Here is an 18,412-nt window from a genome sequence, read left to right as displayed (position 1 = left end):
CCGTGCCGCGCGGGTCAGCGTCCGTTGAGGTCGCGCAGGCGCACCTGCTGCGCGAACAGCATGCGGCGCAGGCGGGCGGCCTCGGACTCGGGGATCTCGAAGTGGACGACCAGCTCGGTGCGGTCCTCGACCTCGCGCACGGGAGCGCTGTCGGAGACCCGCGCGGGCAGGTCGAAGGAGTCCTCGCCGATGGTGAACGTGGCCTGCAGCTTCGCGTGCGGCTTGAGGTCCTCGTAGCGGACGGTCGGCACCGAGACGCAGGCCGCGGCCTCGCTGAGGTCGACCAGCCAGCCGCTGATGTCGGCGACGTCCGGGTTCGGGTCGATCGGACGCTCGGCGACGAACGCCAGGGCGACGCCGGCCGAGACGGGCACGCGGACGAAGGCCCGGCGCTGCTGGCGCGACGCGGGGCCGGTGATGGACAGCTCCCACATGTCGAGGTTGTTGTCGGAGCGACGCTCGTTGAGCTTGACCGGCAGGCTCATGACGCCGCGGTCGGCGGGCCACATGACGGTGAGGCCCTCGGGGCGAAGGCCGATGCCGGACTCGCCGTCGACGGGGCGGGGCACGACCAGCACGCTGCCGGTCAGGTCCTCGATGCGCGTCGGCAGCTCCTTGCCGGACAGGTCACGGACCGTGACCAGCTGGTTCACCTCGGGCATGGGCGATCCGTCGACCACTGCGGGCTCCTTCGTCAAAGCGGCATCCTGCCTCCGCCGGCGCGAGCTGCACCGACGCCACCATCATTGCTAACACGTATCGGCACCTCCCGTCCCGGGATGCGTGAAAGTGTCGCCAACCCGACACGGCCGTCGGTGCGAGGTCCGGCGGCGTGGACCCGATCCCTAGGCTTGGCCCGTGAACCGGCTCCTGGACGCCTTCCGCGGACGCGACAAGGCCTCGGCCGCCCTGCTCCTGCTCGCCACGCTGGCTGCGATCGCGTGGGCCAACTCCCCCGCGGGCGACTCCTACACGTCCTTCTGGCACACCGAGGTCGGCCTCGTGGTCGGGGACTGGTCGCTCGGCCTGGACCTGCACGCGCTGGTGAACGACGCCCTCATGGCGGTCTTCTTCTTCGTCGTCGGGCTCGAGGTCAAGCGCGAGCTGACGATCGGCGAGCTGACCGAGCGGAGCCGGGCGATCGTCCCGATCATCGCCGCGGTGGCCGGCCTCGTCGTGCCGGCGTTGCTGTTCTGGGCGGTGAACGCCGGCACCGACGCCGCGCACGCGTGGGGCGTGGTGATCTCCACCGACACCGCGTTCCTGCTCGGCGCGCTGGCCATCATCGGCCCGAAGCACCCGGCCCGCCTGCGCCTGTTCCTGCTGACGCTCGCCGTGGTGGACGACATCGGCGCGCTGGCCGCGATCGCGCTGTTCTACGGCGACGACCTGCACGTCGGCGCCCTGGTCGTCGCCGCGGTGCTGCTCGTGGCGCTCGTGCTCGTGCGCCGCCTGCCGGTCGACCACGGGCCGCTCTACCTCGCCGGTGGCGTCGCGCTGTGGTTCGCGCTGCACGAGGGCGGCGTCCACGCGACGCTCGCCGGTGTCGCGCTCGCGCTGGTCATCCCCGTCGCCGCGCCGCGTCGCGGCGACGTCGAGCAGGTGGCCGACCTGACCCGCGCCTTCCGCCAGTCGCCCAGCCCGGCGTACGCGGCTGCGGCCCGGCGCGGCATCCGGCGCTCGATCTCGATCAACGAGCGCCTCGACGACGCGATCGGTCCGTACGTCGCCTACCTCGTCCTGCCGGTGTTCGCGCTCGCGAACGCGGGCGTCCGGCTGGACGGACCGACGCTGGAGGCCGCGGCCACGTCCCGGCTCACCTGGGGCATCGTGCTCGGCCTGGTGGTCGGCAAGCTCGTCGGCATCACCGCCGCGGCCGCGCTCGTGCCGCGCCTGGGCTGGGGCCGGCTCGCCCCGGGCCTGGGCATCGGACGCGTGGCCGGCGGTGCCGCGCTGTCGGGCATCGGGTTCACGATCTCGCTGCTCATCGTCTCGCTCGCCCTCGACGACCCCCGCCAGCAGGACGAGGCCCGCGTGGGCGTGCTGCTCGCCTCGGTGCTCGCCTTCGCGCTGGGCTGGATCGTGCTGGACATGCTCGACCGGGTCCGCCCGAACGAGGCGGTCGGCGCGCACCTGGTGCGGCCGTTCGACCCCGAGCGCGACCACTACGTCGGACGTCCGGACGCCCCGCTCGTGCTCGTGGAGTACCTGGACTTCGAGTGCCCCTTCTGCAGCCGCGCCACCGGGTCGGTCGACGAGGTGCGCGAGCAGCTGGGCGACGACCTGGTCTGGGTCTACCGCCACTTCCCGCTCGACCGCGTCCACCCGCACGCCCGCGAGGCCGCGCACGCCTTCGAGGCGGCCGAGCGCCAGGGCCACGGCCTCGAGCTCGGACGCCGCATGTTCGCCCACCAGGACGCGCTCGAGCGCGAGGACCTGCTCGCGCACGCGGCCGAGATGGGCCTGGACCTGGACCGCTTCGAGCACGACCTCGACAAGGCCGCCGTCGCCCGCCGGGTGAACGACGACGCGGACGACGCCGAGCTCATGGACCTGTCGGGCACCCCGACCTTCTTCGTGGGCGAGTCCCGGCACCGCGGTCCGTTCGACGCCGCCACGCTGGTCGCGGCCCTGGAGGCCTCCCGCCAGGAGCAGGACGCCCAGGCCTAGCGACGCGACCGACGGGACCGGACCGCGACGACGACCCCGCCGAGGACGAGCAGCACCCCGACGCCCTGCAGCCCGGGCGAGTCGTCGCCCTCGCCCAGCACCACGGCGGCAGCGCCCAGCAGCACCAGCAGGCCGACCAGGACGAGGGACGAGGGACGCATACGTCCATCCTCGACGCCGCGTCGGTGCGTGTCGCGCGTCCGGCCCGTGTAGCTCGCGGGACGGCGGGTACGGAGGGGCCATGACCCAGCAGCACGAGCCCGACGACCCGACGCAGCCGCCGGCCGACCCCACGGGCGAGACGCCCGCCGTCGACCCGCTCCCCGGCGCCGACCAGACCGCCGAGGAGGAGGCGGAGGTCCAGCAGGACGAGCAGGGCGCTCCCCCGCCCCCGGACTGAGCGAATCGGGTCCGCGGACGCGCGACGAGCCCTAGGCTCGCGCCGTGCGTCCGTCCCTCGTGCTCGTCCCGCTGGCGCTCGGCCTCGTGTCCGGGTGCAGCGTCCTGCCCGATCGGGCCACCGAGACCTTCGACCCGATCCCCGGCACCGAGCGCGTGCTCGCGCTCGTCCAGGAGGAGGGCGGGGCGACCCGCCAGGTCGACCTGGCGCCGGGCACGCGCCGCGCCGCCGTCCGGCTCGACTGCCTCGGCGACCCCGACGAGGGCATCACGGTGGTGGTCGAGCACGCGGGCGAGGCCTGGAGCCCCTGCCGCTCGGGCTCGGAGCCGGCGGACACGGCCGGCGCGATCACCATCACGACCCCGTCCGACCTGCCGTCGCGGGTGTCGGTGCGCGTGCAGGCGCCCCGCGGGTCGGAGTGGTCGGTCGCCCTGGACGCCGGACCGGCCCTCGCCCGTCCCTGACGCTCAGCCGAAGTTGCGCTCGTGCACGAGGCGCAGGCCCTGCAGCGTCAGCCACGGGTCGCGCGTCGTGATGGACGAGCACGCGTCGAGCACCGCCTCCGGGTAGGAGCCCGTCGCGATCACCGCGACGTCGTCGGCGTCGTCCAGCTCGTCCAGCATGCGCTCGACGATGCCGTCGACGAGCCCGGCGAAGCCCAGCACGACGCCGGACTGGATGGCCTCGACGGTGTTCTTGCCGATGACGCCGCGCGGCTCGCCGAGCTCGACGCTGCGCAGCTGCGCGCCACGCCGGGCCAGGGCGTCCAGCGACAGCTCGACGCCGGGGGCGATGGCGCCGCCGACGTAGCGGCCCTTCTCGTCGACGACGTCGAAGATCGTCGCGGTGCCGTTGAGGTCGACGACGATGGCCGGGCCGCCGTACAGCTCGGCGGCCGCGAGCGCGTTGACGATGCGGTCGGCACCGACCTCCCGCGGGTTGTCGGTGTGGATCGGCACGCCCGTCTTCACGCCTGGCCCGACGATGCAGACCGGTGCGCCCTCGAAGTAACGCTCGACCAGGTGGCGGAACTCGACCAGCACCGAGGGCACGGTGCAGCACAGGCTCAGCGCCTCGGGCACCTCGAGCCCGGCCCGGACGATCAGCCCCGAGATCAGCAGCTGCCACTCGTCAGACGTGCGGTGCTCGACCGTCGACAGGCGCCAGTGCGCGACCAGCTCGTCGTCCTCGAAGATGCCGATCAGCGTGTGGCTGTTGCTGATGTCGAGGCAGAGCAGGCTCATGGCTACCGGGCCGCGACGAGGTCGCCGCGCTCCAGGCCGTGGCCGGGCGGCACGTCGGCCGGGTCGTCGGTGAGCTGGACGATGCCGTTGCCGGCGTCCACGAACACGACGCTCGGCTCGAACGCCCGCGCCTCCGCGTCGTCCATCTGGGCGTAGGCGATGAGGATGACGAGGTCGCCGGGGTGGACGAGGTGGGCCGCGGCGCCGTTGATGCCGATGACGCCGCTGCCGCGCTCGCCGGCGATCGTGTAGGTCTCCAGGCGCGCGCCGTTGGAGACGTCGACGATGTGGACGAGCTCGCCGGGCAGGATGTCGGCGGCGTCGAGCAGGTCCTGGTCGACGGTGACCGAGCCGACGTAGTGCAGGTCGGCCTGCGTCACCGTGGCGCGGTGGATCTTGGACTTCATCATCGTGCGCAGCATCAGGCACCTTCCCGGCCGACGTGCAGGCCGTGGTTGTCGAGGAGTCGGGTCGTGCCCACGCGGGCGGCCACGAGCAGACGGGCGTCGCCGGCGAAGGAGCCGTCGACGGGGTTGAGGAACGGGTCGGTCAGGACGAGGTAGTCGGTGTCGACGCCGGGCTCGGCGTCCAGCACCGTCCGGGCGGCCGCGAGCACCGCGTCGACACCCTCGGCGGACGCCGCGACGCCCGCCTCGAGCGCGCGGGACAGGGCGAGCGCCTGCTCGTGCTGCTCGGCGCCGAGGTAGACGTTGCGCGAGCTCATGGCCAGGCCGTCGGCCTCGCGGACGATCGGATGCCCCTCGACGCGGACCTCGAGGCCGAGGTCGCGCACCATGCGCCGGATCAGCGCGAGCTGCTGGAAGTCCTTCTCGCCGAACACGGCGACGTCGGGCCGGACGGCCGCGAACAGCTTCGCCACGACGGTCAGGACCCCGCGGAAGTGGGTGGGACGCGCGGCCCCCTCGAGCACGGCGCCGAGCGCTCCCGGGTCGACCATCACCGAGGCGTCCGGGCCGTCCGGGTACATCTCGGCGACGTCCGGCATCCACACCACGTCGACACCGGCGGCCTCGCACACGGCCAGGTCCGCGTCGGGCGTGCGCGGGTAGGCGTCGTAGTCCTCCCCGGGGCCGAACTGGGTCGGATTCACGAAGATCGAGACGACGAGCGCGTCGGCCATCGGGCGGGCCAGGCGCATGAGGCTCTCGTGCCCGCCGTGCAGGGCGCCCATGGTCGGGACGAGGGCGACCGTGCCGCGTCCGGCCAGCACCTCACGCAGCTCGGCCTTCGTGCGCACGACCCGCACGCCGGTGGTGCTGCTGGTGGTGGTCATCGCGGACGGCCTTCCGTGAGAAGAGCACGGTACGGAAGTCCGCCCGCGACATCCTCGACCGTTCGCTCGCTGCGCTCGCTCATCGGGCCTGCTCGACCGACGCGGCGAGCGAGTCCCACTCGGCCTCGTCGAGCGCCTGGCGGACGTCCGCGGACGTGCGGGCGTCGATGCGTCCGTCGTCCTCGGCGCGGTGGGCCGTGGCGCGGGCGAGCTCGCGGTAGGTGGACGCCGTGGAGGCGTCGGCACCGGCGAGCGCGTCCAGGTGGGCACGCACCGTGCTGACGTCGCCGCGGGCGACCGGACCGGTGAGCGCGGCGTCGCCGAAGCTGAGCGCGTTGTCGAGCGAGGCGGTCAGCAGCGGGCGCAGCACGGCGGCCACGTCGGCGTCGGGACCGGCGACCGAGCGCAGCAGCTCCATCGCCTGGTTGACCACGGTGACCAGGTGGTTCGAGCCGTGGGCCAGCGCCGCGTGGTAGGTCGCGCGGTCGTCCTCGGCGATCCAGACCGGCGTGCCGCCGAGGTCGGCGACCAGGCGCTCGGCCAGCCCACGCTCGTCCGGACCGGCGGTGAGCCCGAAGACGCAGGTGCGGTCGAGGTCGAGCTCGGTGCCGGTGAACGTCATGGCCGGGTGGAACGCGATCGTCCGCGCGCCCTGGCGGGCGAGCGAGGCCAGCGCCTCGAGCCCGTGGCGGCCGCTGGTGTGCAGCACGACCTGGCCCGGACGGGCGGCGAGGTGCTCGGCGACGGCGACCAGGTGGTCGTCCGGCACGGCGAGCACGAGGACGTCCGCCGCAGCGGCGACCTGGTCGGGGGTGGTGACGTGGACGCCCGGCAGGAGGGTGTCGATGCGCAGCCGGGACGCCGGGGAGGCGCCGCTGACGGCGACGAGGTCGTGACCCGCGGCGCGCAGGCGCGCGGCGAGCACGGATCCGACGCGTCCGGCGCCGACGACGCCGACGCGCAGGCGGACAGGCATGCCCTGGTGCATGAGTGGTGCCTTTCGTTCCAGTCCCGCGGGCGGGTACCAGACAAAGTGACGCCGTCATCGTACGCCCGCGGGGCTCCGGGCCCAACCGGAGCCGGCCCGACGCACCACGGCGCGGGACCCGCCGGTGAGGGCGGGTCCCGCGCCGTGCGGGCCGGCCGGACGTCAGCGCGAGGCCACGCGGTGCAGCGTGATGCTCTGCACCCAGCTGCCGGACTTGCTCGTCGTGACGCCGTCGCGCTCGAACTCGTTCTTGAACAGGCCCTCGGTGCTGACCTTGAACGGCTTGGTGCCGAGCAGGGTCGCGACGGGCACCTTCACGGTGCGCGACGACAGCGGGATCTGCTGGCTGTTGTCCTGCAGCTCCTTCACGCGGCACCGCGAGTCCCAGGCGCCGGGGTAGCCGAGGTTCTTGCCGCGCGGCGGGAAGAACACGACCTCGCCGGTCGAGGCGCCCTTGGCGATGCGGACATTCACGGTGATCCGGTCGGTCGGGTGCTGCGCGCTGTCGTCCACGTCCATCTCGCACGGCTGGACGTCGGCCGGCGGGGCGGCCGACTCGCACCCCTCGAGGTGGTCGACGTAGGTCGAGCTGACGTCCGGGTAGATGTCGACCTCGCGGTTGCCGTTGAAGGCCAGCCCCTCGCGCCACACGCGGGGCGAGTCGGCGGTGGGGCGCGAGGACGTGGTCTGGCGGGTGACCTCGCTGGAGATCTCGCCGCACGTCGTGTCGCTCTGGACACCGCGCTCGATGGTCTTGGAGCCGAGCGCGACGACCTCGTAGGCGATGACGTCCGAGGCGCCAGGGGCGACGGTCATGCGGCTGACCGGCGAGCCGGCGGCGGCCGCCCCGCGGAACGAGCCGGCGACGGCCCGCAGGTTCCACTGCCCCATGGCGGGTGCCTTCGCGGTGATCGAGGTGTTGCCCCGGGCCGGGGCGGCGACCGTCTTGAGCGTCCGCCAAGCGCCGCCGTTGCTCACCTGGATGCTGATCGGCCGACCGGCGCGGTGCGGCGAGGTGCGGACGACGGCGCGCAGGACGCCACCGCTCGTGACGTTCGTGTCGAAGCTGAACCGCACCTGCTGGGCGACCGGACGCACCGTGCCCACGCCCGACCGGCGGGCCGGCAGCGTGCGGCCGTTCTTGCGGGCCTTCGGCGCGACGACGCGGTACTTCGCCGTCTTCGCCGGCACCCGCAGGGTGAGCCGGTAGGCGCCCTTGCTGGTGGTGCGTCCCTTGGCGACCGTCCGCCAGCTGCGGCCGGCCTGCAGCTGCAGCTGGACGGCCCGGCGGGCGTCCTTGCGGGAGAACGTGCCGCTGACGGAGGTCGTCTCGCCGGCGATGCCGCTGCGGACGGCGCTGCCGGCGGCCTGGGTCTGGTGGTCGGCGGCGTGCGCCTGGGCGGGCAGGGCGGCCGCGACCAGGGCGGTGACGGCGACGGCGCCGAGGATCCTTCTCATGCCGAGCTTCTCTCGTGTGCGGGCCGGGACACCGGCCTCTCGGGGGTGACCTCCGGACCGTAGGCGCGCCGGACCTCGCCCCACATCCCGTGCCCCTGGGGGTGGCGTTCTCGTCCCGCCCGCGAGGGCGCTGTGCCACAGTTCGACCGGTGAGGACCCTGGCATGGATCGCCGCCTTCGTCGTCGGCACGGCGGTCGGGATCACGGCAACCCTCGGCGCCGTCGCCCTCCACCGCGATGCATGGCGTTCCATCCCGCTCAGCTCGGACGACCTGCCCAGGTGCCGCGACGTCGGCACGGTCTTCGCCACGCAGATGTCCGGGGCGCTCTACCTGCAGGACTGCGACCCGAGGGGGCTGACGGTGGAGTTCCCCGACGGCACGCAGATGCGAGCGGCGCGGATCGGCGAGGGCTACGGGCTCGAGTCGAGCGCTCGCCCCGGCCTCTACTACGCCGTCACCAGCTGGGGCCCGGGGCTCAGCGCCTCGGTGCGCGGCAGCGGAACCGTCCAGGCCTGGGGCAGCACGGACGACGCGCTCCAGCGCGAGCTCGCGTCGGTCCGTGAGGAGGCCGGTGCGGGCTGAGCCGAGGCCTCGTCCACGGCCTAGCCTGGGGCCATGCCTGAGAACCGCGAGCCCACCGCCCTCGACCGCGTCGCCGAGGACTGGGTCGACACCGTGCTCGACCTGCAGCCCGAGACGGCCGTCGAGCTCGGCCGCCCCGGCTACGAGGGCCGCTACGGCGACCTCTCGCCCGAGGGACACGAGGCCTTCGCCGAGGCCGCCCGCGCCACCCTCGCGACCGTGCGCGAGACGCCGGTGGCCGACGCGGTGGACGAGGTCACCCGCCTGGAGATGGTGCGCTCGCTCGAGCTCTCCCTCGAGCAGCACGAGGCGGGCCTGCGGCAGCGCGACCTCAACGTCATCGCGTCCCCCGCGCAGGGCGTCCGTGACGTCTTCGACCTCATGCCGTCCGAGACGGAGCAGGACTGGGAGCAGATCGGGCAGCGCCTGCGTGCCGTGCCCGGCGCGCTCGAGGGCTACATCGCCTCCCTGCGCGCCGGCATCGCGGCCGGCAACGTCCCGGCCGAGCGCCAGGTGCGCGCCGTGCTCGCCCAGGCCGAGCGTCACGCGTCCGCCGACGGCTTCTTCGCCCGCCTCGCCTCGTCGCCGTCCGCTCCGGCGGCCATGGGTGCCGACCTGGACGCCGGGGCCCGCGCCGCCGCCGACGCCTACGCGTCGCTCGGGCGCTTCCTGGCCGACGAGCTCGCCGCCGTCGCCCCGGCGCAGGACGCCGTCGGTCGCGACGTCTACGCCCTGCAGTCGCGCTACTTCCTCGGCGCGAAGGTCGACCTCGACGAGACGTACGAGTGGGGCCGTGAGGAGCTCGCCCGCACCGTCGCCGAGCAGGAGGCCGTCGCCCGCCAGATCGTCCCGGACGCCACCGGCGACCCGGTGCAGGCCGCCGTCGCGTTCCTGGACGCCGACCCGTCGCGCCAGCTGCACGGCACCGCCGCGCTCCAGGCGTGGATGCAGCGCACGTCCGACGCCGCCGTCGAGGAGCTCGGCCGGACGCACTTCGACGTGCCCGAGCCGGTCCGCGCGCTGGAGTGCATGATCGCCCCGACCCAGGAGGGCGGCATCTACTACACCGGCCCGACCGAGGACTTCTCCCGGCCCGGCCGCATGTGGTGGAGCGTCCCCGAGGGCGTCGAGACGTTCGGCACCTGGCGCGAGCTCACGACCGTCTACCACGAGGGCGTCCCGGGCCACCATCTCCAGATCGGCGTCGCGACCTACCAGGCGTCCACCCTCAACAGCTGGCGGCGCATGAGCTGGACGTCCGGCCACGGCGAGGGCTGGGCGCTCTACGCCGAGCGGCTCATGGACGAGCTGGGCTACCTGGCCGACCCGGCCGACCGGCTCGGCATGCTGGACGCGCAGCGGATGCGTGCCGCCCGCGTCGTGCTCGACATCGGCGTCCACCTGGGCAAGCCCCACCCCGACGGCGGCACCTGGGACGCGGCCAAGGCGCTGGCGTTCATGCGCCAGCACGTCAACATGGACGACGCGTTCATCCGGTTCGAGGTCGACCGCTACCTCGGCTGGCCGGGCCAGGCCCCGTCGTACAAGGTGGGACAGCGCATCTGGGAGCAGGTGCGCGACGAGGTGGCCCGCCGCGAGGGCGCCGACTTCGACGTCAAGGCGTTCCACCGCCGCGCGCTGGAGCTCGGCGGGCTCGGCCTGGACACGCTGCGCGCCGTCCTCGTCCCGTGAGCCACGACCGCACCGGAGGAACCATGGAGACCCGCACCCTCGGACGCACCGGACGACCCGTCTCGGTCGTCGGCCTCGGCACCTGGCAGCTGGGCGCCGACTGGGGCGAGGTGCGCGAGGACGACGCGCTCGCCGTGCTCGACGCCGCCTACGAGGGCGGCGTGCGCTTCTACGACACCGCGGACGTCTACGGCGACGGCCGCAGCGAGCAGCTGATTGGCCGCTGGCTGCGCTCGCGCGGCATCGACGACGTCACCGTGGCCACCAAGATGGGCCGTCGGGCCGACCCGCACGTGCCCGAGGCCTACACGCTGGACGCCTTCCGGGCCTGGAACGACCGCTCGCGCGAGAACCTCGGCGTCGACACGCTCGACCTGGTCCAGCTGCACTGCCCGCCGACGCCGGTCTACGACCGCGACGAGACCTACGACGCGCTCGACACCCTCGTGGCCGAGGGCCGCGTCGCCTCGTACGGCGTCAGCGTCGAGACCCGCGCCGAGGCGCTGGCCGCCCTCGCCCGTCCGCACGTCGCGACCGTGCAGATCATCCTCAACATGCTGCGCCTCGCCCCGCTGGACGACGTCCTGCCGGCCGCGCAGGACGCCGGCGTGGGGATCATCGTGCGCGTGCCGCTGGCCAGCGGCCTGCTCTCGGGCAAGTACGACGAGAGCACGACCTTCGACGCGTCCGACCACCGCAGCTACAACCGCGACGGCTCGGCGTTCGACGTCGGCGAGACGTTCTCCGGCGTGCCGTTCGAGCTCGGCCTGGAGGCCGTGCGCCGGCTCGCCCCGCTCGTGCCCGAGGGCGCGACGATGGCCCAGACCGCGCTGCGCTGGGTGATCGACCAGCCGGGCGTCTCCACGGTCATCCCCGGCGCCCGCAACCCCGAGCAGGCCCGCGGCAACGTCGCCGCGGCCGACCTCGCCCCGCTGCCGGCCGAGACGCTGGACGCCGTCCGCGCCGTCTACGACGAGCTCGTCGCCCCCGAGGTCGCCCACCGCTGGTAGGTCGTTCGCTCGCTGAGCCTGTCGAAGCGTCCCTTCGACAGGCTCAGGGAACGGGGTGCCTGGCCCAGGGACCGGGGCAGCGCTCAGGGAACGGGGCCGCGCTCAGGCGTGGGCGCGGAGGAAGCCGCGGACGGTGGGGGTGACCACGTCGGCGAACTCCTCGAAGAACCCGTGCCGCCCCTTCTCGTGGACGAGCACGTGCGCGCCCGGGATGCGCTCCCCCAGCAGGTGGGCGTTCTCGGCCGGGGCCATGCGATCGTCCGCGCCGTGCAGGACGAGCGTGGGCACGTCCAGCCGCGGCAGCTCGTCCCAGGCGTCGTGCCGGCGGCTCACGCGGCGGTGCATGCGCGCCTCCTCGGACGTCATCGTCGGGTCGCCGAGCAGGCGGCTCTCGCGCACGTCGTGCGGCCAGTCCGAGGTGTAGAACAGGTCGCGCAGCGAGGCCAGGCGCACGGCGTCGTCGGGCTCGGACAGCCGGCGCCGGACGTCGCCGTCCCACTCGCGGGCGTGCGGCCCGCCCGGGGACGTGCACGCGAGCACGAGCGACGAGACGAGCTCGGGGTGCCGCAGCGCCAGCATCTGCGCCACGCGCCCGCCCATGGACGTGCCGTAGACCGCGGCCGGGGCCCCGCCCAGCGCCCGCAGGACGTCGGCGGCGTCGTCGGCGAACGAGGCGGTGCTCCACTCCCCGACCTCGCCGCGGCTCTCGCCGGTGCCCCGCCAGTCGAAGGTGATCGTGCGCCAGCGGTCCTCGAACCCGTCGCGGATGCCGTCCCACCAGCGGTGCGCGTTGGCCTGACCGGCCAGCAGCAGGACGACGTGGGTGCGCTTGGGACCACCCGACTGGGTGGCCAGCTCGAAGCCGTCGCGGGTGGTGACGGTGCTCCGCCGCAGCGCGCTCACGCGGGCGTCGCGTCCGGAGCCGGGGCCTTGCCCTGGTCGTCCTCGTCGTCGCCGGGCACCTGCAGCGCCCGCTCGAGCAGCAGCGCGGCCACCACGAGCAGCACGGCACCGATCGCGGCGAACCCACTGTGCAGGACGCGGTCGCGGCCCAGCGGGGTCTGCCACGCGTCGGCGAAGGCGAGCGCGTACCCGGCGTAGCCGCCGGCGACGATCGCCCCGACCAGGCTGCTGGCCTTGGCCAGCGCGAGCAGCTTGATGCCGTGGTCGGACGTCATCCGCTCGTGCCGCTTGTGCAGGCTCTGCCAGGTGCTCCAGGCGAGCACGCCCAGCACGCCGGCGCCCACGACGAGCGCGACCGCCGGCGCCCAGCCCACCTGCGGCGGGTGGACGTCCAGGCGGTCGAGCAGGCTCGGCAGCAGGCGTCCGACGACCAGGAGCACCGCACCGACCGCCGCCAGGACGGCGACGGAGGTCCGGGGAACCGGGCCGGTGCTCACGTCAGAGCAGGATCTCGAGGTCCTCGCGCCGCACGACACCAGCGGTGTCGACGTCGCCGATGAGGTCGGCCACGAACCCCTTGCCGGGGATCTCGCCCTCGGGGTCGATCTCCAGCCACGGGGCCAGCACGAACGCGCGCTCGTGGGCGCGCGGGTGCGGCAGCGTCAGCTGCTCGTCGTCGGCCACGCGGTCGCCGACGACGATGAGGTCGACGTCGAGGGTGCGCGGACCGTTGGTCTCGGCGCGCTCACGACCGAAGGCGTCCTCGATTGCCAGCGCGCGGTCCAGCAGCGTGTGGACGGTGAGGGTGGTGTCGATCAGGACGACTGCGTTCAGGAAGGACGGCGAGCCGTCGGGCGCACCCACGGGCTCGGTCTCGTACACGGAGGACACGGCCACGAGGGTGACCTCGGGCGTGTCCTCGAGCGCGGAGACGGCCCCCTGCAGGCGTCCGAGACGATCACCCAGGTTCGACCCGATCGCGAGCACGGCCTGACGGATGGGACGCATCCCACCAGTCATCGTGTCCGCGTCAAGGACGTACGGGGTGGGCGATTCGGTCACGTTCTGCTCCGCTCCATGGTCACGGCGACGTCGGTGAACGCCACCTCGATCGGTGCCTCGGGCTTGTGCACCGTCACGCTAGCCCATCGCACCTGCTCGTGCTCCAGGCACGTGTCCAGCATACGAAGGGCCACTGTCTCGATGAGGTCCGTGGGGTCGTCGACCAGCGCCGCGTGCAGCTGCTCGGCGAGCTCGCCGTAGTGCACGGACGCACTGAGGTCGCCGGTACGGGCCGCGGTCTGCAGGTCCAGGCCGATGCTCGCGTCCACGACGAAGGTCTGCCCGTCGCGCCGCTCGAAGTCGAACAGGCCGTGGTGGGCGTGCGCCCGGATGCCGACCAGGTCGATCCGGTCCAGCCCCTCGGGGATGCTCACGGGCGCTCCTCCAGCCGCTCGCTCATGACGCCTCCGTGGGGACCAGGGTGGACGTGTGCCGGCTCCACAACCGCCAGCCGGTGCTGACCTTGACCAGCACGTGCGTGGCGACGGCGGACGAGCCGGAGAAGCCGTCGGCCTGGCGCGCCGAGCCGTCCGACAGCATGTTCTCGGTGCAGGTGACGATCGCGACCTCGGCCAGGTCGGGGTCGGCCGGCCGGGTCGAGATGGTCATGTCGGTGAGGAAGAACTGCACGTAGTCGACGTTGGCCATGAGCACGGCCCACGACTTGAGGATGGCGTCGGTCCCCCGCAGCGGCGCGCCGCCCGGGTGGACGCAGACGGTGCCGGGGCTGTCGAGCCACAGCGCGCGCATGAGGTCCAGGTCGCCGGACTCGATGCTGTCGTAGAACCCCCGGTGGGCGGCCACGACGGCGGCGTGGGCCGGCTCCATCAGTCGGCCGCCAGCTCGTCGAGGAGCCGGGCGGCCACGCGCACGGCGGAGGCGGACGACTTGGCGTCGTGCACGCGCACGGCCCAGGCCCCGGCCAGCGCCGAGTACGTCGAGATGGCCGCGGTGGCGTCGTCGCGGTCGCGCGGACGCGGCGGCGTGCCCCCCTCGGCGAGCAGCTCGCCCAGGAACCCCTTGCGGCTGGCGGCGACGAGCAGCGGCAGGTCGAGGTCGACGAACGCGTCGAGGTGGCCGAGCAGCTCCCAGTTCTGGGCGCCGGTCTTGGAGAACCCCAGGCCCGGGTCGATCACGACCTGCTCGAGCGCCACGCCGGCGGCCACGGCGGCGTCGACCTGCTGGTTCAGCTCGGCGACGACGTCGGCGACGAGGTCGTCGTAGTCGGTGTGCTTCTGCATGGACGCCGAGTGCTGGCGCCAGTGCATGATCACCACGGGCACGCCGGCGTCGGCGGCCAGACGCAGCATGTCGGGCTCCGCGCGCCCGCCGGACACGTCGTTGACCAGCTGGGCGCCCGCCTCCAGGGCCCGCTCGGCCACGCGGACGCGGGTGGTGTCGACCGAGACGACGTGCCCGGCGTCGGCGAGCTCGCGGACGACCGGGACGACCCGGCGCAGCTCCTCGTCCTCGGGCACGCGGTCGGCGCCCGGACGCGTCGACTCGCCGCCGACGTCGACCAGGTCGGCGCCGTCCTCGACGAGGGTGCGCCCGCGACCGATGGCTCGCGAGTGGTCGAAGAACCGCCCGCCGTCGGAGAACGAGTCGGGCGTGACGTTGACGACGCCCATGACGAGCGTCCGGTCGGCGGGGAGCTGGGGCAGGACCACGGTGCTACCGACCGGTGATGAGGCCCATGGCCTCGGCTCGGGTGGCGGGGTCGCGCAGCTGGCCGCGGACGGCGCTGGTGATCGTCTTCGCGCCGCCCTTGCGCACCCCGCGCATGGTCATGCACAGGTGCTCGGCCTCGATGACGACGATGACGCCGCGCGGCTTGAGGTTGTCGACGATCGCGTCGGCGATCTGCGTGGTGAGCCGCTCCTGCACCTGGGGGCGACGCGCGAACACGTCGACCAGACGCGCGAACTTCGACAGTCCGGTGACCTGGCCGCCCTCGCGCGGGATGTAGCCGACGTGGGCCGTGCCGAAGAACGGGACGAGGTGGTGCTCGCACATCGACCACATCTCGATGTCCTTCACCAGGATGAGCTCCTCGTGCGCCACGTCGAACGTGCGCACGAGGACGTCCTCGGCGTTCTGGTCCAGGCCCGAGACGAGCTCGGCGTAGGAGCGCGCCACGCGGGCCGGGGTGTCCTTGAGACCGTCGCGGTCGGGGTCCTCCCCGATCGCGATGAGCAGCTCGCGGATCGCCGCCTCCGCGCGCGGCTGGTCCACGGTCATGCCCCGGCCTCCGTGAGGAAGGAACGGTACGCAGACCCGGGCATGACGAGGCTCATGGCTCCCTCGCTCCGCTCGGTCATGCCCGGACCTCCGTGAGGAAAGGAACGGTACGCAGGCCCGGGCATGACGAGACTCATGGCTCCCTCGCTCCGCTCGGTCACCGAAGCTCCTCGGGCTCGCCGCCCTCGCGGGCGACGCCCGGGTCGCCGGTGGGGGCGTCCGGGCCGGTGTCCGGACCGACGACGACCGCGCCGGCCGGCTGCGAGCCGTTGACCGCGGGGATGTCGACCGGCGGACGCGTGTCGGGCGTGCGCGAGTCCGAGCCGGTCCATGCCGGGCGCGACGCGCGGCGGCGCAGCGGCTCGAAGATGCGGGCGACCTCGGCCTTGTCGAGCGTCTCCTTCTCCATGAGCTCGAGCACCAGCGCGTCCAGGACGTCGCGGTTGTCGGCCAGGACGTCGAACGCCTCCTGGTGCGCGACGCGGATCAGCTCGTTGATCTCCTCGTCGACGATCGCGGCGATCGACTCCGAGTAGTTGCGCGTGTGCCCGAGGTCGCGGCCCAGGAAGGGCTGGCTGTTGTCGTCGCCGTAGCGGACGGCGCCGAGCCGGTCGCTCATGCCGTACTGGGTCACCATCGCGCGGGCCAGGTTGGTGGCCTTCTCGATGTCGTTGCCGGCGCCCGTGGTCGGGTTGTGGAAGACGAGCTCCTCGGCCGCGCGGCCGCCCAGCATGTAGGCCAGCTTGTCCTGCAGCTCGGCGCGGGTCTGGGAGTACTTGTCCTCGTCGGGCAGCACCATCGTGTAGCCCAGGGCCCGGCCGCGGGGCAGGATCGTGATCTTGTGCACCGGGTCGGACGCGGGCATCGCCGCGGCGACCAGGGCGTGGCCACCCTCGTGGTACGCCGTGACCAGGCGCTCGTGGTCGTTCATGAGGCGCGTGCGCTTCTGCGGCCCCGCCATGACGCGGTCGATCGCCTCGTCGAGCGCGGCGTCGTCGATCGTCTTGCGGTTGCTGCGCGCGGTGAGCAGCGCGGCCTCGTTCAGCACGTTGGCCAGGTCGGCGCCGGAGAACCCGGGCGTGCGGCGTGCGACGGACTGCAGGTCGACGCCGGGCTCGAGCGGCTTGCCCCGCGCGTGCACCTTGAGGATCGTCTCGCGGCCCTTGAGGTCGGGGGCCTCGACGCCGATCTGGCGGTCGAAGCGGCCCGGACGCAGCAGGGCGGGGTCGAGCACGTCGGGACGGTTGGTCGCGGCGATGAGGATGACGCCGCCGCGCACGTCGAAGCCGTCCATCTCGACGAGCAGCTGGTTCAGCGTCTGCTCGCGCTCGTCGTGGCCGCCGCCCATGCCGGTGCCGCGGTGACGTCCGACGGCGTCGATCTCGTCGATGAAGACGATCGCCGGAGCGTTCTCCTTGGCCTGCTCGAACAGGTCGCGGACGCGCGAGGCACCGACGCCGACGAACATCTCGACGAAGTCCGAGCCGGAGATCGAGTAGAAGGGGACGCCGGCCTCGCCGGCGACGGCGCGCGCGAGCAGCGTCTTGCCGGTGCCGGGCGGGCCGTAGAGCAGGACGCCCTTGGGGATCTTGGCGCCGACGGCCTGGAACTTGGCCGGCTCCTGGAGGAACTCCTTGATCTCGCCGAGCTCCTCGATCGCCTCGTCGCAGCCCGCGACGTCGGCGAAGGTGGTCTTGGGCGTGTCCTTGCTGATCAGCTTCGCGCGGGACTTGGCGAACTGCATGACGCGTCCGCCGCCGCCCTGGATGTTGTTCATCAGGAAGAAGAAGATCGCCAGGATGATGATGAACGGCAGGATCGCGCCGAGCATCGAGCCCAGGAAGCTGGGCTGCGGCACCTCGACGTCGTAGGACTTCAGCGTCTTGTCGGCGACGGACTTCTGCGCCGCCTCGACCAGGCGGCTGCCCTGGTCGCCCAGCCAGTGGGCGCGGACCTTCTCGCCGCCGTCGAGCGTCGCCTCGATCTGCTGGTCGCCCTCGATGAAGGTGACGTCCTCGACCTTGCCGTCCTCGAGGTAGCTGACCATCGTGGCGGTCTTGACCTCACGGAACCCGCCGCTGGGGGTGACGAGCTGCAGCACGACGACCACGGCGATCGCCGACAGGATGATCCAGAACCAGGGGCCCTTGAAGAGACGTTTGGCATTCATACGGGACGGGGCGGAGCCCACTCCTCACTGACGTTCTCGACGGGTAGTCAGACGGTACACGCATCGCCGACACCCGACTCAACGACGAGCAGGGGTCGCTCGTTCCCGTGTTCGCCGGGGGCGAACCGGCCGCGCGCTCAGCTGTAGACGTGCGGGGCGAGCGTCGCGATGCCGCTCAGGTTGCGGTACTTCTCGGCGTAGTCGAGCCCGTAGCCGACGACGAACGCGTTGGGGATGTCGAAGCCGACGTACCGCACGTCGACCTCCATCTGCTGGGCCTCGGGCTTGCGCAGCAGCGTGGCGATCTCGACCGAGGCCGGACGGCGCGAGCGCAGGTTGGCCACGAGCCACGACAGCGTCAGGCCGGTGTCGATGATGTCCTCGACGATGAGCACGTGACGGCCCTCGAGGTCGGTGTCGAGGTCCTTGAGGATGCGCACGACGCCGGAGCTCTGCGTGCCCGAGCCGTAGGAGGAGACGGCCATCCAGTCCATCTCGACGTGGCGGTCCAGCGCGCGGGCCAGGTCGGCCATGACCATGACGGCCCCCTTGAGGACGCCGACGAGCAGGATGTCCTTGCCCTCGTAGTCGGCCTCGATCTGCCGGGCCATCTCCGCGAGACGATCGCGGATCTGGTCCTCGGTGAAGAGGGTCTGGTCGGGGGCGAGGTCGTTCTCCACGTGCTGAAGATCCACG

The 18,412-nt window shown here is 73.1% G+C and carries 22 protein-coding genes; 6 read left to right on the top strand and 16 right to left on the bottom strand.

Going from position 1 to position 18,412, the window contains the following annotated elements; all coding sequences use genetic code 11:
* Window positions 1–14 precede the first annotated feature (14 nt).
* Window positions 15–680, bottom strand: coding sequence for a PilZ domain-containing protein (locus E0W78_RS01380; RefSeq protein ID WP_131402055.1), 666 nt, complete (start codon window positions 678–680; stop codon window positions 15–17).
* 178 nt (window positions 681–858) lie between these two features.
* Between E0W78_RS01380 and nhaA the strand changes: the two genes are divergently transcribed.
* A complete protein-coding gene (nhaA, locus tag E0W78_RS01375; RefSeq protein WP_131402054.1) occupies window positions 859–2,670 on the top strand; it encodes a Na+/H+ antiporter NhaA in 1,812 nt (603 codons plus the stop codon).
* On the opposite strand, the gene E0W78_RS16375 is transcribed toward nhaA, so the two are convergent.
* The gene (locus E0W78_RS16375; RefSeq protein ID WP_165570365.1) at window positions 2,667–2,831 is read right to left on the bottom strand and encodes a hypothetical protein; all 165 of its coding nucleotides are present in this window, start codon (window positions 2,829–2,831) and stop codon (window positions 2,667–2,669) included. The genes nhaA and E0W78_RS16375 overlap by 4 nt on opposite strands.
* An 80-nt stretch (window positions 2,832–2,911) precedes the next feature.
* On the opposite strand from E0W78_RS16375, the gene E0W78_RS16370 reads away from it, so the two are divergent.
* Together E0W78_RS16370 and E0W78_RS01370 are read left to right on the top strand one after the other, a co-directional pair.
* The gene (locus E0W78_RS16370) at window positions 2,912–3,070 is read left to right on the top strand and encodes a hypothetical protein (protein ID WP_165570364.1); all 159 of its coding nucleotides are present in this window, start codon (window positions 2,912–2,914) and stop codon (window positions 3,068–3,070) included.
* A gap of 44 nt (window positions 3,071–3,114) precedes the next feature.
* Window positions 3,115–3,534, top strand: coding sequence for a hypothetical protein (locus tag E0W78_RS01370; protein WP_131402053.1), 420 nt, complete (start codon window positions 3,115–3,117; stop codon window positions 3,532–3,534).
* A 3-nt stretch (window positions 3,535–3,537) separates the two neighbouring features.
* Here the strand turns inward: E0W78_RS01370 and E0W78_RS01365 are convergent, their stop codons facing one another.
* The 5 genes from E0W78_RS01365 to E0W78_RS01345 all read right to left on the bottom strand — a co-directional run bounded on the left by E0W78_RS01365 (window position 3,538) and on the right by E0W78_RS01345 (window position 8,054).
* Window positions 3,538–4,314 carry a type III pantothenate kinase gene (locus tag E0W78_RS01365; RefSeq protein WP_131402052.1) on the bottom strand — a complete coding sequence of 259 codons (777 nt, stop codon included), beginning with the start codon at window positions 4,312–4,314 and terminating at the stop codon, window positions 3,538–3,540.
* A gap of 2 nt (window positions 4,315–4,316) precedes the next feature.
* Window positions 4,317–4,736, bottom strand: a complete 420-nt coding sequence (gene panD / locus E0W78_RS01360) for an aspartate 1-decarboxylase (RefSeq protein ID WP_131402051.1) — start codon at window positions 4,734–4,736, stop codon at window positions 4,317–4,319.
* On the bottom strand, window positions 4,736–5,608 hold the full coding sequence (panC, locus tag E0W78_RS01355; protein WP_131402050.1) for a pantoate--beta-alanine ligase: 873 nt from the start codon (window positions 5,606–5,608) through the stop codon (window positions 4,736–4,738). The genes panD and panC overlap by 1 nt, the downstream gene beginning before the upstream one ends.
* Window positions 5,609–5,687: 79 nt before the next feature.
* Window positions 5,688–6,584 (bottom strand): Rossmann-like and DUF2520 domain-containing protein, encoded by an 897-nt coding sequence (locus E0W78_RS01350; RefSeq protein WP_207392567.1) that lies wholly within the window; start codon window positions 6,582–6,584, stop codon window positions 5,688–5,690.
* Window positions 6,585–6,758: 174 nt separating this feature from the next.
* A complete protein-coding gene (locus E0W78_RS01345) occupies window positions 6,759–8,054 on the bottom strand; it encodes a hypothetical protein (protein WP_131402048.1) in 1,296 nt (431 codons plus the stop codon).
* A gap of 149 nt (window positions 8,055–8,203) precedes the next feature.
* Between E0W78_RS01345 and E0W78_RS01340 the strand changes: the two genes are divergently transcribed.
* The 3 genes from E0W78_RS01340 to E0W78_RS01330 are packed head-to-tail and all read left to right on the top strand — an operon-like array spanning window position 8,204 to window position 11,340.
* The gene (locus E0W78_RS01340) at window positions 8,204–8,638 is read left to right on the top strand and encodes a hypothetical protein (RefSeq protein WP_131402047.1); all 435 of its coding nucleotides are present in this window, start codon (window positions 8,204–8,206) and stop codon (window positions 8,636–8,638) included.
* Between the two features lie 33 nt (window positions 8,639–8,671).
* The gene (locus E0W78_RS01335) at window positions 8,672–10,330 is read left to right on the top strand and encodes a DUF885 domain-containing protein (RefSeq protein WP_131402046.1); all 1,659 of its coding nucleotides are present in this window, start codon (window positions 8,672–8,674) and stop codon (window positions 10,328–10,330) included.
* A gap of 23 nt (window positions 10,331–10,353) precedes the next feature.
* Window positions 10,354–11,340, top strand: coding sequence for an aldo/keto reductase (locus E0W78_RS01330; protein WP_131402045.1), 987 nt, complete (start codon window positions 10,354–10,356; stop codon window positions 11,338–11,340).
* Between the two features lie 102 nt (window positions 11,341–11,442).
* Here E0W78_RS01330 and E0W78_RS01325 read toward each other — a convergent pair whose 3' ends face one another.
* From E0W78_RS01325 to hpt, 9 genes are all read right to left on the bottom strand, one after another.
* Window positions 11,443–12,243 (bottom strand): alpha/beta hydrolase, encoded by an 801-nt coding sequence (locus E0W78_RS01325; RefSeq protein ID WP_242686172.1) that lies wholly within the window; start codon window positions 12,241–12,243, stop codon window positions 11,443–11,445.
* Window positions 12,240–12,740, bottom strand: a complete 501-nt coding sequence (locus E0W78_RS01320; protein WP_165570363.1) for a DUF3180 domain-containing protein — start codon at window positions 12,738–12,740, stop codon at window positions 12,240–12,242. Before E0W78_RS01320 ends, E0W78_RS01325 begins: the two co-directional genes overlap by 4 nt.
* A 1-nt stretch (window position 12,741) precedes the next feature.
* Window positions 12,742–13,305: a 2-amino-4-hydroxy-6-hydroxymethyldihydropteridine diphosphokinase gene (folK, locus tag E0W78_RS01315; RefSeq protein ID WP_131402043.1), complete on the bottom strand. Its 564-nt coding sequence runs from the start codon at window positions 13,303–13,305 to the stop codon at window positions 12,742–12,744.
* On the bottom strand, window positions 13,302–13,679 hold the full coding sequence (gene folB / locus E0W78_RS01310) for a dihydroneopterin aldolase (RefSeq protein WP_131402042.1): 378 nt from the start codon (window positions 13,677–13,679) through the stop codon (window positions 13,302–13,304). Before folB ends, folK begins: the two co-directional genes overlap by 4 nt.
* 22 nt (window positions 13,680–13,701) lie before the next feature.
* Window positions 13,702–14,133, bottom strand: coding sequence for a nuclear transport factor 2 family protein (locus tag E0W78_RS01305; protein ID WP_131402041.1), 432 nt, complete (start codon window positions 14,131–14,133; stop codon window positions 13,702–13,704).
* Complete coding sequence (gene folP, locus E0W78_RS01300; RefSeq protein WP_131402194.1) at window positions 14,133–14,936, bottom strand: dihydropteroate synthase; 804 nt, start codon at window positions 14,934–14,936, stop codon at window positions 14,133–14,135. Before folP ends, E0W78_RS01305 begins: the two co-directional genes overlap by 1 nt.
* A 43-nt stretch (window positions 14,937–14,979) precedes the next feature.
* The gene (gene folE, locus E0W78_RS01295; RefSeq protein WP_131402040.1) at window positions 14,980–15,546 is read right to left on the bottom strand and encodes a GTP cyclohydrolase I FolE; all 567 of its coding nucleotides are present in this window, start codon (window positions 15,544–15,546) and stop codon (window positions 14,980–14,982) included.
* A 157-nt stretch (window positions 15,547–15,703) separates the two neighbouring features.
* Window positions 15,704–17,716, bottom strand: a complete 2,013-nt coding sequence (gene ftsH / locus E0W78_RS01290; protein ID WP_131402039.1) for an ATP-dependent zinc metalloprotease FtsH — start codon at window positions 17,714–17,716, stop codon at window positions 15,704–15,706.
* 137 nt (window positions 17,717–17,853) lie between these two features.
* Window positions 17,854–18,411 carry a hypoxanthine phosphoribosyltransferase gene (hpt, locus tag E0W78_RS01285; protein WP_038951492.1) on the bottom strand — a complete coding sequence of 186 codons (558 nt, stop codon included), beginning with the start codon at window positions 18,409–18,411 and terminating at the stop codon, window positions 17,854–17,856.
* Window position 18,412: the final 1 nt, after the last annotated feature.

It is taken from the genome of Aeromicrobium sp. IC_218, from assembly GCF_004336805.1.
GTDB lineage: Bacteria > Actinomycetota > Actinomycetes > Propionibacteriales > Nocardioidaceae > Aeromicrobium.
The sequence above is the reverse complement of the archived record's forward strand: the minus strand, read 5'-3'. Positions and strand labels throughout refer to the sequence as shown.

Coding starts and splice junctions, on each gene's coding strand:
- E0W78_RS16375 (WP_165570365.1), bottom strand. CDS start 2,831: ATGCGTCCCTCGTCCCTCGTCCTGGTCGGCCTGCTGGTGCTGCTGGGC.
- E0W78_RS16370 (WP_165570364.1), top strand. CDS start 2,912: ATGACCCAGCAGCACGAGCCCGACGACCCGACGCAGCCGCCGGCCGAC.
- E0W78_RS01365 (WP_131402052.1), bottom strand. CDS start 4,314: ATGAGCCTGCTCTGCCTCGACATCAGCAACAGCCACACGCTGATCGGC.
- panD (WP_131402051.1), bottom strand. CDS start 4,736: ATGCTGCGCACGATGATGAAGTCCAAGATCCACCGCGCCACGGTGACG.
- panC (WP_131402050.1), bottom strand. CDS start 5,608: ATGACCACCACCAGCAGCACCACCGGCGTGCGGGTCGTGCGCACGAAG.
- E0W78_RS01350 (WP_207392567.1), bottom strand. CDS start 6,584: ATGCCTGTCCGCCTGCGCGTCGGCGTCGTCGGCGCCGGACGCGTCGGA.
- E0W78_RS01345 (WP_131402048.1), bottom strand. CDS start 8,054: ATGAGAAGGATCCTCGGCGCCGTCGCCGTCACCGCCCTGGTCGCGGCC.
- E0W78_RS01335 (WP_131402046.1), top strand. CDS start 8,672: ATGCCTGAGAACCGCGAGCCCACCGCCCTCGACCGCGTCGCCGAGGAC.
- E0W78_RS01330 (WP_131402045.1), top strand. CDS start 10,354: ATGGAGACCCGCACCCTCGGACGCACCGGACGACCCGTCTCGGTCGTC.
- E0W78_RS01305 (WP_131402041.1), bottom strand. CDS start 14,133: ATGGAGCCGGCCCACGCCGCCGTCGTGGCCGCCCACCGGGGGTTCTAC.
- folP (WP_131402194.1), bottom strand. CDS start 14,936: ATGGGCGTCGTCAACGTCACGCCCGACTCGTTCTCCGACGGCGGGCGG.
- folE (WP_131402040.1), bottom strand. CDS start 15,546: ATGACCGTGGACCAGCCGCGCGCGGAGGCGGCGATCCGCGAGCTGCTC.
- ftsH (WP_131402039.1), bottom strand. CDS start 17,716: ATGAATGCCAAACGTCTCTTCAAGGGCCCCTGGTTCTGGATCATCCTG.